This window comes from Zeimonas sediminis (assembly GCF_023721795.1).
Classification (GTDB): domain Bacteria; phylum Pseudomonadota; class Gammaproteobacteria; order Burkholderiales; family Burkholderiaceae_E; genus Zeimonas; species Zeimonas sediminis.
In genome coordinates, this window is record NZ_JAMQYE010000001.1 from 174,683 (window position 1) to 187,582 (window position 12,900).

The following is a 12,900-nucleotide window of genomic DNA, read 5'->3' on the forward strand; positions in this document are numbered from 1 at the left end:
ATTCGCTCACAGGCCCAGGTAGGCCTCGCGGACCGCGTCGTCGTCGAGCAGCTCGCTGCCGCTTCCGGTCAGCGCGATGCGCCCGACCTCGATCACGTAGGCGCGGTCGGCGATCGACAGCGCCGCGCGCGCGTTCTGGTCGACCAGCAGGATCGTCGTGGCGGCCTGGCGCAGCGCGCGGATCGTCGCGAAGATCTCCGCCACCAGGCGCGGCGCCAGCCCCATGCTGGGCTCGTCGAGCAGCAGCAGGCGAGGGCGCGCCATCAGCGCCCGGCCGATCGCGAGCATCTGCTGCTGGCCGCCCGACAGGGTGCCGGCCGGTTCCTTGCGCTTCTGCGCGAGCACCGGGAACAGCGAGTAGACCTGCTCCAGGCTCCCGGCCACCTCGGCCGACGGGCGCACGAAGGCCCCGAGGCGCAGGTTGTCCTCGACCGGCAAGGGCGAGAACACTTGCCGACCCTCCGGAACCTGAACGATGCCCATGCGCACGCGCGCGCGCGGCGAGCTGCGCGTCACGTCGCGCCCTTCGAAGCCGACGCTGCCGCCGCAGGTCGGCTGGATGCCGGACAGCGCGCGCAGCAGCGTCGACTTGCCGGCGCCATTGGCGCCGACCAGCGCGACCAGCTCACCGCTGTCGACCCGCAGGCTGACGTCGTGCAGCGCGGTGATCCGGCCATAGCGGCTGCTCAGCGAGCTCACTTCAAGCATCGGCGGCCTCCGCGGCGTCGACCGTGCCGAGATAGGCCTCGATGACGCGTGGGTCGCTCCCGATCTGCCGGGCCGTCCCTTCGCTGAGCTTGCGGCCGTGATCGAGCACCAGGATGCTGTCGGAGACGCCCATCACCAGGCGCATGTTGTGCTCGACCAGCACGACGGTGGTGCCGGCCTCGCAGAGCCTGCGAATCAGCGCGGCGACCTCCCCGGACTCGGTCGGGTTCAGGCCGGCGGCCGGCTCGTCGAGCAGCAGGATCCTCGGCTCGCCGGCCAGCGCGCGGGCGATCTCGAGCCGCTTGAGCGCGCCGTAGGGCATCGTGTCCGCGCTCGCGTCGGCGAGGCCCTCGAGCCCGACGAAGCGCAGCAGCTCGCGCGCCCGCTCTCGGCAGGCCCGCTCGGCGCGCTGCCGGGAAGGGGTCGGCACCAGGCTCGCGAGCAGGCCGCAGGCCTCGTGCAGGTGGCGCCCGGTCATCACGTTCTCGAGCGCGCTCATGTTGAAGAACACCTGCAGGTTCTGGAAGGTCCTGCCGATGCCGGCGGCCGCGAACCGGTGCGGCGGCTGCCCGGTGAGCTCGCGGCCGTCGAGAGCGATGCTGCCGGCGCTGGGCCGGTAGATGCCGGTCAACAGGTTCAGCAGCGTCGTCTTGCCCGCCCCGTTCGGGCCGATGATCGACTGGACGATGCCGTGCGGGATCGTGAACGACAGGTCCTGCACCGCGTGCACGCCGCCGAACGCGCGGGAGACCCGGCTGACCTCGAGCCCGCTCACGACGAGCGCCTCCGCAGCCAGGACTCCAGGGTCGGCACGGCCCCGCGGGGAAAGAAGATCATCGTCGCCATCATGACCGCGCCGAAGACCACCATCTCGTACTCCCTGACCGCGGTCAGCGCTTGCGGAAGGATGGTCAGCACCGCGGCGCCGACGACGGCGCCGAAGGTCGAGGCCATGCCGCCGAAGACCACCATCGTCACCAGCTCGACCGAGTGCAGGAAGGAGGCCTTGTCCGGCGTGACGAAGCCGCTGTAGAAGGCGGTCAGGCCGCCGGCCAGCGCGGCGAACACGGCCGAGAGCACGAAGACCTCCAGCTTGCGCCGCGCGCTGTCGATGCCGACCACCTCGGCGGCGATCTCCGAGCCGTGCAGCGCCCGCAGCGCGCGGCCGGCCGGCGATTCGATCAGGTTCAGCGCGAGCCAGACCGCGACGAACAGGCAGGCGCCGACGAGCCAGTACCAGGCCTGCTCCCCCTGGACCAGGTGGCCGAGCACGGTGAAGGGCGGGACCGCCATGCCGTCGGGGCCGCCGGTGATCCGGTCCTCGTTGGCGATCACGATCGACACGATGACGCCGAGCCCGAGCGTGGCCATCGCCAGGTAGTGACCCTTCAGGCGCAGGATGGGCCGGCCGACGGCGAAGGCGAGCACGGCCACGCCCGCGGCCGCCAGCGGCAGCGCCGCGAGCGGCGGCACGCCGTAGCGCGAGCAGAGCAGCGCCGAGCCGTAGGCGCCGAGCCCGAAGAAGCCGGCGTGGCCGAGGCTGATCTGGCCCGCGTAGCCGATCAGCAGGTTCAGGCCCACGCAGACGATCGCGTTCAGGCCGACCAGGATCGCGACGTCGTAGAAGTAGTCGTTGGCGAGCACCAGCGGCGCCAGCACGATCACGAGCGCCAGCGCGGCCAACCCCCCGGTGCGCGGCGAGGCCCACCGGCGACGGTCGGCGGGGCGCCGTTCAGACGCGTTCGCTCCTGACTGCACCAAGGATTCCATCGGGTCTGACGAAGAGGACTGCGAGGATGATCAGGAAGGCGATCACGTCCTTGTAGGCCGAGGACACGTAGCCGGCCCCGAGGCTCTCGAGCAGGCCGAGCAGCAGGCCGCCGGCGATCGCCCCCGGGAAGCTGCCGATCCCGCCCAGGATCGCGGCGGCGAATCCCTTCAGGCCGAGCATGATCCCGGCCTCGTAGGAGGTGAAGGTGATCGGCGCGATCAGCACGCCGGCGGCGGCGCCCAGCGCCGCGGCCAGCCCGAAGCTGGCGAACAGGACGGTCCGCACCTCGATGCCGACCAGTTGCGCGGCGGTGCGGTTGCAGGCGGTGGCGAGCATCGCCTTGCCGGGAAGGGTGCGCCGGAAGAACCACGACAGGGCGGCCACGATCACGATCGTGACGCCGATCACCCACAGGCTCTGCGGCAGGATCGTCGCCCCGAAGAACTCGATCGGCGTGTCCCCGGACAGCGGCGCCAGCGCGTGGATGCGCTTGTCCCACACGAGCTGGGCCAGCCCGCGCAGGAAGATCGACGCGCCGATCGTGATGATGATCAGGGTGACCACGTCGGCGCTGCGCGCGCGCCCCACCGCCAGGCGCTCGAGCAGCAGGCCGACCACCGCGGCGACGGCCACGGCCCCGGCGATCGCCAGCGGCATCGGGGCGCCGGCCGCGACCAGCGACACGGCGCTCATGCCGCCGATCATCACGAACTCGCCCTGAGCGAAGTTGATGACCCGGCTCGCGTTGAAGATGATCGAGAAGCCGAGCGCCACCAGCGCGTAGATCGAGCCCGCCGTCAGGCCGCTGGCCAGGAACTGGACCCACTGTCCGCTCATCTCGGTCCCCGTTCTCGGGCAGGCGCGTCCGCCGCTTCGCCTACTTCACGACGGTCCAGGCGCCGTTGCGGATCTCCAGCATCTGGAAGGCGCTGAGGTCCAGGCCCATGTGGTCGGCCGGCCCCATGTTCACCACCCCGCCGGTGCCCACGTATCCCTTGGTCTTCTCGATCTCGTCGCGGACCTTCTGCCTGTCGGTGCCGCCTGCTCGCTTGATCGCCTCGACCGCCAGCATCAGGCCGTCGTAGGCGTGGCCGCCGAAGGTCGACACGTCGGACTTGAAGCGCTCCTCGTAGTCGCGCTTGTAGGCGACGACCACCGGCTTCTGCGGATTGCCCGCGGGCAGGATGTCCGCCACCAGCAGCGCGGCGGCGGGCAGCCGCACGCCCTCGGCCGCGGCGCCGGCCAGCTTGATGAACTCCTTGGACGCGACGCCGTGCGACTGGTACAGGGGCAGCGTGATTCCGAGCTGCGCGTAGTTCTTCGTGACGATCGCCGGGCCCTGGCCGAAGCCGGCGTTGAGCACGGCCTGCACGCCGGGCGTGCCCTTGATCTTCGTGAGCTGCGCGGTCATGTCGGTGTCGGCCGCGCCGTAGCTTTCGTCGGCGACGATCTCGATGCCGTACTTCGGCGCCACCTTCGTGCACTCGCCGCGCATCGACCGGTCGAAGCCGCCGGCGCCGGAGATCAGCGCCAGCTTGTCCAGCTTGCGCGCGTTCATGTCGGTGAAGATCTTCTCGCAGGCCATCCGGTCGGTGTGCGGCGTCTTGAACACCCACTTCTTGACCGGCTCGACGATCACGACCGCGCCGGCCAGCGAGACGAACGGGACCTGCGCCTGCTCGACCAGCGGCACCGCGGCCATCGTCTCGCCGGTCGTGGAGCCGCCGACGATCAGGTCGACCTTGTCCTGCTCGATCAGGCGCTTGGTGAAGGTCCGCGCCTTCTCGGCGCTTCCGCCGCTGTCGTAGACGAAGAGCTGCAGCTTGCGACCCAGCACGCCGCCGGACGCGTTGATCCGCTCGACGTACATCTCCAGCGTCTTCTGCTCAGGGTCGCCGAGGAAGGAGGCCGGACCGGTGGCGGCGAGGAAGGAGCCGATCCTGATCGGTTCCTGCGCGACGGCGGGGGCCGCGGCGCAGAGCGCGGCGGCCAGCGCCGCGGCGGCGATGCGAGGGGCGTGGCGGGAGCTTCCAGTCGAACGCATGTCTGTCTCCTGACGTTGTCGGACACGCTCCGCGCGCGGTGCATGCCACTGGTGCAACTTCTTCGACCCGACCTCGTGCGCCGCGGTGCGCGGTGGCAGCCATGGCTGCGCCGCCGCTTCCGGTATCCTCCGCGACAGTGATCGACAGCCGGGGCTGCGTCACCGTTCGCCATCTGCGTTTTACGCATTCTGGTACGATAATACGATTATTGATTTGATCCTGATCAATATTCGGGGGAGGCGATGACGACCCATCGTTCGGGGAGCGAGGCTTCGCGCGGCCAGCCGGCCAGGGTGTCGGTGCGCAAGGTCCGGCGCACGGACCTCGAGCGCATCGTCGCGATCGACACCAAGGTGACCGGGATCGCGAAGGACGACTACTGGCACGCGATCTTCCACCGCTACGGCAGGGGCAACCGCCCGGAGCGGCACTTCCTCGTGGCCGAGTTCGCGGGCCAGGTCGTCGGCTTCGTGATCGGCGAGGTCCGCGACTGGGAGTTCGGCGAGCCGCCCTGCGGCTGGGTCTTCGCGATCGACGTGCAGCCCGAGCACCGGCTGCACGGCGTGGCCTCGGTGCTGCTGCGCGCGCTGTGCGACGCGATGCGCCGCTCCGGCGTGCGAAAGCTGCGCACCATCCTCGCGCGGGACGACATGCTGATCCTGTCGTTCTTTCGCAGCCAGGGCATGCGGACCGGCCCCTTCGTCCCGCTCGAGATGGACCTCGACGACTGAGCACCGGCCCGACGATGAGACTCCAGAAGAACACCTCGCTCGCCCTTTACAGCGTCATCGAGTTCGCGGCGAAGCCGGACCGGCACGTTCCGGCCGCGGAGATCGCCGAGAAGTACGGTGTCTCTCCCCACCACCTGGCGAAGGTGCTGTCCGAGCTCGCCCGCTCGGGCATCGTGGAGTCGGTGCGCGGCGTCGGCGGCGGCTACCGCTTCGCCGGCAACGCGCGGCGCCTCACGCTGCTGGACGTGATCCAGCTGTTCGAGGACTTCGCCGCGCCGGCTTCCGAACGCAGGGAGCCGGGCGACCTGACGCCGGTCGGCGCGGCGCTCGGCAGCGTGCTCGGCGAGATCGACGAGCACGCGAAGGCGATCCTCGGCTCGGTCACCATCGCGACGATGCTCGGCATGGTCGAGCGCGCGGCTGGCTCAGACCCCGAGATGGCGGCGAAGCGCCTCCAGGTCGGAGGCCAGTGAGTCCGACGGGCCGGCCAGCACGATCCGGCCCTTCTCGAGCACGACCGCGCGATCGGTGTGCGCCAGCACCGCGCGGTAGTTCCGGTCCACCACCAGCGACGCGATGCCGCTCGCCCGGATTTCGCCGATCGTGCGCCAGATCTCCGCGACCACCAGCGGCGCCAGCCCCTCGGTGGCCTCGTCGAGGATGACCAGGTCGGGATTGGTCATCAGCGCCCGCCCGATCGCGAGCATCTGCTGCTCGCCGCCCGAGAGCTGCGCGCCGCCGTTCGACAGCCGCTCGGCCAGCCGCGGGAAGGTGGCCAGCACGCGCTCCAGCGTCCAGTCGCGCTGCCCGCGCGTGCCGCTGCGCGCGCCCATCAGCAGGTTGTCGCGCACCGACAGGTTGGGAAAGATGCCGCGCCCCTCGGGCACGTAGCCGATGCCGTGGCGCACGATCTTTTCGGTCGGCGCGCCGCTCATGTCGCGGCCGGCCACCGACACGCTGCCGCCGCTGGCGCGCACCAGCCCGAGCAGCGTGCGGATCAGCGTCGTCTTGCCCATGCCGTTGCGCCCGAGCAGGCCGACCGACTCGCCGCGCGCGACGGAAAGCGTCACGCCCTGCAGCACGTGGCTCTGGCCGTAGTGGGCGTGCAGCTCGCGCGCCTCGATCAGCGGGTGCGTCATTCGTGCCCCAGGTAGGCGAGTTGCACCTCGGGGTCGTTGCGGACCGCCTCGGGCGCGTCGCTGGCGATCACCCGCCCGTTCACCATGACGGTGATGCGATCGGCCACCCGGAAGACCGCATCCATGTCGTGCTCGACCAGCATGATCGCGTGGCCTGGCACCAGCTCGCGAAGCAGCTCGAGCATCCGCTCGCTCTCCTCGGCGCCCATGCCGGCCAGCGGCTCGTCGAGGAGCAGGACCTGGGGATCGGTCGCCAGGCACATCGCGATCTCGAGCTGTCGCTTCTGGCCGTGCGACAGGGTGCCGGCGATCCTGTGCGCCACGTCGGCGAGCCCGGCTCGGTCGATCGCCCGCTCGGCGGCCCCGCGGCTGGCCGGGCAGGCGCTGGCCGGCGTCAGCCAGTCCCAGGGGCGCGGGCGATGGGCCTGCGCGCTGAGTCGGCAGTTCTCGAATACGGTGAACTCGGGAAAGATCGTGTTGCGCTGGTAGCTGCGGCCCAGGCCGGCCCGCGCCCGGCGCGGCTGGGTCCAGCGGGTCACGTCTCGCCCCAGCAGCTCGACCGCGCCGGACGTGGCGGCCAGCTCGCCCGACAGCAGGTTGATCAGCGTCGACTTGCCCGCGCCGTTCGTGCCGATGACCGCATGCAGCGCGCCGCGCTCGAGCTCGAGCGAGACCCCGTCGACCGCGCGCAATCCGCCGAAGGCGCGAGAGAGCTCGCGCGCGGCCAGCAGCACCTCGCCGCTCATTGGCGACCCCGGCGCAGCGCGAGGCCGATCAGTCCCTTCGGCATCAGCGCCACGAAGGCGATGATCGTGAGTCCCAGCGGCAGCTGCCAGTGCTGCGCGAAGTCGCCGACCAGCGCTTGCGACTGGAAGGCCTCCTGCAGCAGCGTGAAGGCCAGCGCGCCGAGCATCGCGCCGCGCAGGTGGCCGAGCCCGCCGAGGATGATCATCAGCAGCACAGCGCCGCTGTGGTGCCAGCTGAGCAGCTCCGGGTTCACGTAGCCGTCCTTCAGCGCGTACAGGAAGCCGGCCAGGCCGGCGAGCGCCGCCGACAGCACGAAGGCCGCGAGCTTGTAGCCATAGGTCGGGAAGCCGGCCGCGCGCATGCGCTGCTCGTTGACCCGGATGCCGGCCAGCGCCCGGCCGAAGCGGCTGCGCAGCATCACCGCCAGCAGCCCGAAGACCAGCACCAGCGACGCGAGCACCGCGTAGTACAGCGTGTGCCCCTCGGACAGGTCGAAGGGCTGCCAGCCGCCTATCGCCGGATCCGGACGGAAGTCCAGGTAGATGCCGTCGCTGCCGCCGCCGAGCGGCGTGTCGTGGAAGACGAAGTAGGCCATCTGCGCGAAGGCCAGCGTGATCATGATGAAGTACACGCCCTTCGTGCGCAGCGACAGCGCGCCGACCGGCAGCGCGTAGAGGGCGGCTGCGCCGACCGAGGCCGGCAGCGCCAGCCACAGCGAGACCGGTCCGCTCATCGGCGTGAGCAGGGTGACCGTGTACGCACCGATGCCGAAGAAGGCCGCGTGGCCGAAGCAGACGAGGCCGGTCTGGCCGACCAGCAGCTCGAGGCTCAGCGCGAAGATCGCGAGGATCATGATCTTCGTGGCCAGGTCGATTTCGTAGGCGCCGCCCGCGAGCGGGAACAGGCCGAAGGCGACGAAGGCCAGCGCGACGGGAGCGAGCTTCGTGTTCACCGCCGTCTCACCCCGCCCGGAACAGGCCTTCCGGCTTCCAGAGCAGCATCGCCGCCATCAGCAGGTAGACCGAGAGACCCGCCAGCGACGGGAACAGCACCTTGCCGAAGGTGTCGACGAAGCCGACCAGCAACGCTGCCACCAGCGCGCCCTTGATCGAGCCGATGCCCCCGATCACGACGACGACGAAGCAGATGATCAGCACCTGGCCGCCCATGTTCGGGTACACCGAGCTGACCGGCGCCGCGATCATGCCGGCCAGCGCGGCCAGCGCCACGCCGATCGCGAACACGATCCGGTAGAGCAGCCTGATGTCGACGCCCATCGCCCGGACCATCTCGCGATTGGTGGCCCCGGCGCGGATGCGCATGCCGAGCCGGGTGCGGGCCAGCACCAGCCACATCGCCAGCGCGACGGCCACGCACACCGCGGAGATGAACAGCCGGTAGACCGGGTAGGTCATCACCTCGCCCAGCGGCACCGTGCCGGACAGCCATTCGGGCATCGCCACGCCGTGCACGTCGTTGCCGACGATCAGGCTGCGAAGCTCCTCGAAGACCAGGATCAGGCCGTAGGTCATCAGCACCTGCTGCAGGTGTTCGCGTTCGTACAGGTAGCTGAAGAACAGCCACTCGAGCAGGTAGCCGAGCGCGACCGACAGCGCCACGCCGACCGCAAGCGTCGCGAAGAAGCCGCCGCCGAGGTGCTGCTCGACCGCGGGCGCCAGCGCGTAGGCCATGTAGGCGCCGATCATGTAGAAGCTGCCGTGCGCCAGGTTGATCACGCCCATGATCCCGAAGATCAGCGTGAGGCCGGAGGCGACCAGGAACAGCAGCAGCCCGTACTGGACGGCGTTCAGGCACTGGATCAGGAAGGTGGCGAGGTCCATGCGGGAAGCGGGGCGGATCGCGGCAGGCGGGTCAGGTCGCGGCAGGGGGGCGCGGCAGGGGGCGGGTCGCGGCGGGGGGAAGGGCGCGCGCACCGGCGCCGCACGCCGGAGCGCGCGGCGCCCCGCGCGCCGATTACATCTTGCAGCCGCGGGCCGGGTCGGCCAGGGCCTTGATCGCGATGCCCTCGACCTTGTTCTCCTTGCCGACGACCTTGCGCAGGTAGATGTCCTGCACCGGGTTGTGGGCCTTCGACACGGTGAACTTGCCGCGCGGGCTGTCGATCGTGGCCGAGCGGATCGCCGCCGCGATCTCGGCCTTCTTCGAGACATCGCCGTTGACCGCCTTCAGGCCCACTGCCAGCATCTGCGCGGCGTCGTAGCCCTGCACCGCGTAGACGTCGGGCTGCAGCTTGAAGGTCTTGGCGTAGGCCAGACGGAACGCGTTGTCGCGCGGGGTGTTCAGCCCGTCGGCGTAGTGCAGCGTGGTCAGCAGGCCCTGCGCGGCGTCGCCCTGCGCGTCGAGCGTGCCGTCGGTGAGGAAGCCCGCGCCGTAGAGCGGAACCGCGTCCTTCAGGCCGGCAGCCGCGTAGTCCTTGACGAACTTCACCGCGCCGCCGCCGGCGAAGAAGGTGTAGACCGCGTCGGGCTTGGCCGCCGCGATCTCGGTGAGCAGCGCCTGGAACTCGACGTTGGGGAAGGGCACCGTGAGGTCCTTGATCACCTTGCCGCCGTTCTTCTCGAAGGCTTCCCTGAAGCCGTTGACCGACTCCTCGCCGGCCGCGTACTTCCAGGTGATCGTCATCGCGGTCTTGTGCCCGCGCTTGGCCGCGACCTCGCCCATTGCGTAGGCCGGCTGCCAGTTCGAGAACGAGCTGCGGAACACGTTGGGCGCGCACAGCGCGCCGGTGATCGCGCCGGCGCCGCCGTTGGGGTTGATCATCAGCGTGTTGCTCTGGCGGGCGGCGCGAGCCATCGCGATCGCCACGCCCGAGTGCACGGTGCCGACCAGCACGTCGACCTCGTCGCGCTTGATCAGCTTGTTGACGTTGTCGGTGGCCTTGGACGGATCCGATTCGTCGTCGACCTTCACGTACTCGATCTCGCGGCCGCCGAGCTTGCCGCCCTGCTCGTCGACGTAGAGCCGGAAGCCGTTCTCGATCGCGATGCCCAGCGCGGCGTAGGTGCCGGTGTAGGGCAGCATGAAGCCCACCTTCAGCTTGTTGCCCTGGGCCTGGGCCGGCGCGGCGGCCAGCAGCGCGGCCGAGGCCAGCGTCGCCATGCAATACCTGATCTTCATCGTCTCCTCTCCTCCTGGTTCACAGCGAACGGGCCGGGGCCCGGTTTGCGATGATGCGTCGCACGAAGCCTTCGCAGGCCTCGATGACCGCATCCGGCCGGTCGCGATGCGGCGAGTGGCCGCAGCGTTCGAGCTTCAGCAGCATGGTACCGGGCAATGCCTCGGCGATCGCGTCGATCTGCCTCATCGTGCCGTATTCGTCGTCGACGCCCTGGATCGCGAGCACCGGCGCGTCGATCCGCGCCACCAGCGGCTCGATGTTCCAGTCGCGGAAGGCCGGGTCGAGCCAGACGTCGTTCCAGCCCCAGAACGCCGAGTCCGGGTCGGCGTGATGGCGGGCCAGCCGCGCGCGCAGGTCGGTGTCGAGGTAGGCCTGGCGGACCTTCTCGATGCTCGCGACCGAGACGTCCTCGACGAACAGGTGGGGCGCGAGCGCGACGAGGCCGGCCACGCGCCCCGGGTACAGCGCGGCGTGGATCAGCGCGATCGAGGCGCCGTCGCTGTGGCCGAACAGCAGGTACGGGGCATCGACGCCGAGCGCCTCGAGCAGCGCCGGCAGCGCTTCGCTCGCCTGACGGTGCATGAAGTCGGGCGCCCAGCGCTCGCCGGGCCGGCGGGGCGTGGAGAGGCCGTAGCCGGCGCGGGACCACACCAGCCCGCGCAGCCCCAGTGTCTCGCACAGCCGCTGCGGGAAGTCGCGCCACATCGACAGCGAGCCGAGGCCCTCGTGAAGGAACACGACGACCGGGCCGGGCGCATCGGCGGCGCCCACCCAGGCGTACTCGATGTCGACGCGCCGTCCGCCGCTGTCGATGCCGGCCAGTGCGCTCCCGCTCACGCGTGGCGCCTCGAGCGCTCCTGCTCGCGCAGCCTGAAGCGCTGGATCTTGCCGGTCGCGGTCTTGGGCAGCTCGGACACGAACTCGACTTCGCGCGGGTACTTGTGCGGGGCGAGGCGACCCTTGACGAAGGCCTGCAGGGCCTCGGCGAGGGCGGGGCCGGCGCCGGCCGGGTCCTTCAGCACGACGTAGGCCTTTGCCCGGGTCAGGCCGTCCTCGTTCTCGACGCCGATCACCGCTGCTTCGAGCACCGCATCGTGCTGGACCAGCGTCGACTCGACCTCGAAGGGCGACACGTACTGGCCGCTGACCTTCAGCATGTCGTCGCTGCGGCCCGCGTAGACGTAGTAGCCGTCGGCATCGCGGTAATACTTGTCGCCGCTCTTGGTCCAGGCTCCGCGGAAGGTCTCGTCGCTGCGGGCGCGCTGTGTCCAGTACATCAGGGCCGACGAGGGGCCCGAGATGAACAGGTCGCCGACGCGGTCCGGTCCCTCGAGCACGTGGCCGGTCTCGTCGCGCAGCTCGACCCGGTAGCCGGCGACCGGCTTGCCGGTCGTGCCGTAACGAACGTCGCCTGGTCGGTTGGACAGGAAGATGTGCAGCATCTCGGTCGAGCCGATGCCGTCGACGATCTCGCAGCCGAAATGGGCGGTGAAGCGCTCGCCGATCTCCCTTGGCAGGGCCTCGCCGGCCGACGAGCACAGGCGCAGCGCGACCGCGTTGCGGGCCGGCAGGTTCGGCGAGGCGAGCATGCCGGCGTAGCCGGTCGGGGCGCCGAAGAAGACGGTCGGCTTCAGGCCGCCGACCCCGCCGGTCCAGCGGCGGAACACCGCGTCGGGCGTGGGGCGCTCGGCCATCAGCAGCACGGTGGCCCCGACGCTGAGCGGAAAAGTCAGCGCGTTGCCGAGCCCGTAGGCGAAGAAGAGCTTGGCGGCGGAGAAGCAGACGTCGTTCCCGGTGAGCCCCAGGACCGGCGACGCGTAGAGCTCGGCAGTCCAGTACAGGTTGCCGTGCGTGTGCACGGTGCCCTTGGGCCGGCCGGTCGAGCCCGACGAGTACAGCCAGAAACCGATGTCGTCGGCCAGCGTGTCGGCGCACGCCGGCAGCGGGGGCCGGGCCTCGAGCCAGGCGCCGAACTCGACGGCGCCGGCGGGGAGCCCGGACGCGGGCCGGGATACGACCAGGGCACGGACCTCGTGGGGCGCACGCTCCATGGCAGAGGAGAGCACCGGCAACAGGGCGCCAGACACCAGCGCGGCCTGGGCTCGGCTGTGCGCGAGCATGTAGGCGTAGTCGTCGGCGGTCAGCAGCGTGTTGACCGCCACCGGCACGACGCCGGCGTACAGGCAGCCGAGGAAGGCGACCGGCCAGTCGTTGCAGTCGTGCATCAGCAGCAGCACCCGCTCCTCGCGGCGGATCCCGGTCGCGAGCAGCGCGGCCGCGCATCGCCGGGCGCGCTCTTGCAGCTGGCCGTAGCTCAGCGTGCCGGCGTCGTCGACGTAGGCGGCACGCGCGTCGCGCGACGCGTTGCGCTCGAAGACGTGGCGGGCGAAGTTGAAGCGCTCCGGGGGCGGGACGGCAGTCGTCTCCGGGCTGGCGATCGGATCGCTCATCTGTGGTCTCCTCGAATGCCGCGCTGCCCGCGCGGCATGCCTGGTTCGTCGTTCCGGCGGGCACCGCGACTTTTTGCGCCGGGGGTGCTTGCAGGTGGAATGCGCAGTATAATGCATGAAACCGGCTGGCGCATGCGCGCCGCCGTCGAACGATCGCGAGTCCCCCGGCG

General features: G+C 70.6%; 14 protein-coding genes. 2 read left to right on the forward strand and 12 right to left on the reverse strand.

What is annotated here, in order from left to right; genetic code table 11:
* Nucleotides 1–6: 6 nt before the first annotated feature.
* The 5 genes from M6I34_RS00855 to M6I34_RS00875 are packed head-to-tail and all read right to left on the reverse strand — an operon-like array spanning nt 7 to nt 4,523.
* Nucleotides 7–708, reverse strand: coding sequence for an ABC transporter ATP-binding protein (locus M6I34_RS00855; RefSeq protein WP_272483830.1), 702 nt, complete (start codon nt 706–708; stop codon nt 7–9).
* Nucleotides 701–1,483: an ABC transporter ATP-binding protein gene (locus M6I34_RS00860; RefSeq protein WP_272483831.1), complete on the reverse strand. Its 783-nt coding sequence runs from the start codon at nt 1,481–1,483 to the stop codon at nt 701–703. Before M6I34_RS00860 ends, M6I34_RS00855 begins: the two co-directional genes overlap by 8 nt.
* Nucleotides 1,480–2,391: a branched-chain amino acid ABC transporter permease gene (locus M6I34_RS00865; protein WP_272483832.1), complete on the reverse strand. Its 912-nt coding sequence runs from the start codon at nt 2,389–2,391 to the stop codon at nt 1,480–1,482. Before M6I34_RS00865 ends, M6I34_RS00860 begins: the two co-directional genes overlap by 4 nt.
* Nucleotides 2,392–2,440: 49 nt before the next feature.
* Entirely contained in the window at nt 2,441–3,316 is an 876-nt protein-coding gene (locus tag M6I34_RS00870) for a branched-chain amino acid ABC transporter permease (protein ID WP_272483833.1), read from the reverse strand.
* Between the two features lie 40 nt (nt 3,317–3,356).
* Nucleotides 3,357–4,523 (reverse strand): ABC transporter substrate-binding protein, encoded by a 1,167-nt coding sequence (locus M6I34_RS00875; protein WP_272483834.1) that lies wholly within the window; start codon nt 4,521–4,523, stop codon nt 3,357–3,359.
* Between the two features lie 243 nt (nt 4,524–4,766).
* On the opposite strand from M6I34_RS00875, the gene M6I34_RS00880 reads away from it, so the two are divergent.
* Entirely contained in the window at nt 4,767–5,255 is a 489-nt protein-coding gene (locus M6I34_RS00880) for a GNAT family N-acetyltransferase (RefSeq protein WP_272483835.1), read from the forward strand.
* Between the two features lie 14 nt (nt 5,256–5,269).
* Nucleotides 5,270–5,728, forward strand: a complete 459-nt coding sequence (locus tag M6I34_RS00885; RefSeq protein WP_272483836.1) for an Rrf2 family transcriptional regulator — start codon at nt 5,270–5,272, stop codon at nt 5,726–5,728.
* On the opposite strand, the gene M6I34_RS00890 is transcribed toward M6I34_RS00885, so the two are convergent.
* The 7 genes from M6I34_RS00890 to M6I34_RS00920 all read right to left on the reverse strand — a co-directional run bounded on the left by M6I34_RS00890 (nt 5,681) and on the right by M6I34_RS00920 (nt 12,730).
* Nucleotides 5,681–6,394, reverse strand: coding sequence for an ABC transporter ATP-binding protein (locus M6I34_RS00890; RefSeq protein WP_272483837.1), 714 nt, complete (start codon nt 6,392–6,394; stop codon nt 5,681–5,683). The genes M6I34_RS00885 and M6I34_RS00890 overlap by 48 nt on opposite strands.
* A complete protein-coding gene (locus M6I34_RS00895) occupies nt 6,391–7,140 on the reverse strand; it encodes an ABC transporter ATP-binding protein (protein ID WP_272483838.1) in 750 nt (249 codons plus the stop codon). The genes M6I34_RS00890 and M6I34_RS00895 overlap by 4 nt, the downstream gene beginning before the upstream one ends.
* Nucleotides 7,137–8,093 carry a branched-chain amino acid ABC transporter permease gene (locus M6I34_RS00900; protein WP_418953413.1) on the reverse strand — a complete coding sequence of 319 codons (957 nt, stop codon included), beginning with the start codon at nt 8,091–8,093 and terminating at the stop codon, nt 7,137–7,139. Before M6I34_RS00900 ends, M6I34_RS00895 begins: the two co-directional genes overlap by 4 nt.
* A gap of 7 nt (nt 8,094–8,100) precedes the next feature.
* Complete coding sequence (locus M6I34_RS00905) at nt 8,101–8,982, reverse strand: branched-chain amino acid ABC transporter permease (RefSeq protein ID WP_272483839.1); 882 nt, start codon at nt 8,980–8,982, stop codon at nt 8,101–8,103.
* A gap of 133 nt (nt 8,983–9,115) precedes the next feature.
* Nucleotides 9,116–10,279 (reverse strand): ABC transporter substrate-binding protein, encoded by a 1,164-nt coding sequence (locus M6I34_RS00910; RefSeq protein ID WP_272483840.1) that lies wholly within the window; start codon nt 10,277–10,279, stop codon nt 9,116–9,118.
* A gap of 19 nt (nt 10,280–10,298) precedes the next feature.
* Complete coding sequence (locus tag M6I34_RS00915; protein ID WP_272483841.1) at nt 10,299–11,117, reverse strand: alpha/beta fold hydrolase; 819 nt, start codon at nt 11,115–11,117, stop codon at nt 10,299–10,301.
* Complete coding sequence (locus M6I34_RS00920) at nt 11,114–12,730, reverse strand: benzoate-CoA ligase family protein (RefSeq protein ID WP_272483842.1); 1,617 nt, start codon at nt 12,728–12,730, stop codon at nt 11,114–11,116. Before M6I34_RS00920 ends, M6I34_RS00915 begins: the two co-directional genes overlap by 4 nt.
* Nucleotides 12,731–12,900: the final 170 nt, after the last annotated feature.

Bases quoted from the DNA above. Each gene is read 5' to 3' on its own strand.
- M6I34_RS00920 (WP_272483842.1), bottom strand. From the start codon at position 12,730: ATGAGCGATCCGATCGCCAGCCCGGAGACGACTGCCGTCCCGCCCCCG.
- M6I34_RS00885 (WP_272483836.1), top strand. From the start codon at position 5,270: ATGAGACTCCAGAAGAACACCTCGCTCGCCCTTTACAGCGTCATCGAG.
- M6I34_RS00890 (WP_272483837.1), bottom strand. From the start codon at position 6,394: ATGACGCACCCGCTGATCGAGGCGCGCGAGCTGCACGCCCACTACGGC.
- M6I34_RS00895 (WP_272483838.1), bottom strand. From the start codon at position 7,140: ATGAGCGGCGAGGTGCTGCTGGCCGCGCGCGAGCTCTCTCGCGCCTTC.
- M6I34_RS00910 (WP_272483840.1), bottom strand. From the start codon at position 10,279: ATGAAGATCAGGTATTGCATGGCGACGCTGGCCTCGGCCGCGCTGCTG.
- M6I34_RS00905 (WP_272483839.1), bottom strand. From the start codon at position 8,982: ATGGACCTCGCCACCTTCCTGATCCAGTGCCTGAACGCCGTCCAGTAC.
- M6I34_RS00880 (WP_272483835.1), top strand. From the start codon at position 4,767: ATGACGACCCATCGTTCGGGGAGCGAGGCTTCGCGCGGCCAGCCGGCC.
- M6I34_RS00875 (WP_272483834.1), bottom strand. From the start codon at position 4,523: ATGCGTTCGACTGGAAGCTCCCGCCACGCCCCTCGCATCGCCGCCGCG.
- M6I34_RS00855 (WP_272483830.1), bottom strand. From the start codon at position 708: ATGCTTGAAGTGAGCTCGCTGAGCAGCCGCTATGGCCGGATCACCGCG.
- M6I34_RS00870 (WP_272483833.1), bottom strand. From the start codon at position 3,316: ATGAGCGGACAGTGGGTCCAGTTCCTGGCCAGCGGCCTGACGGCGGGC.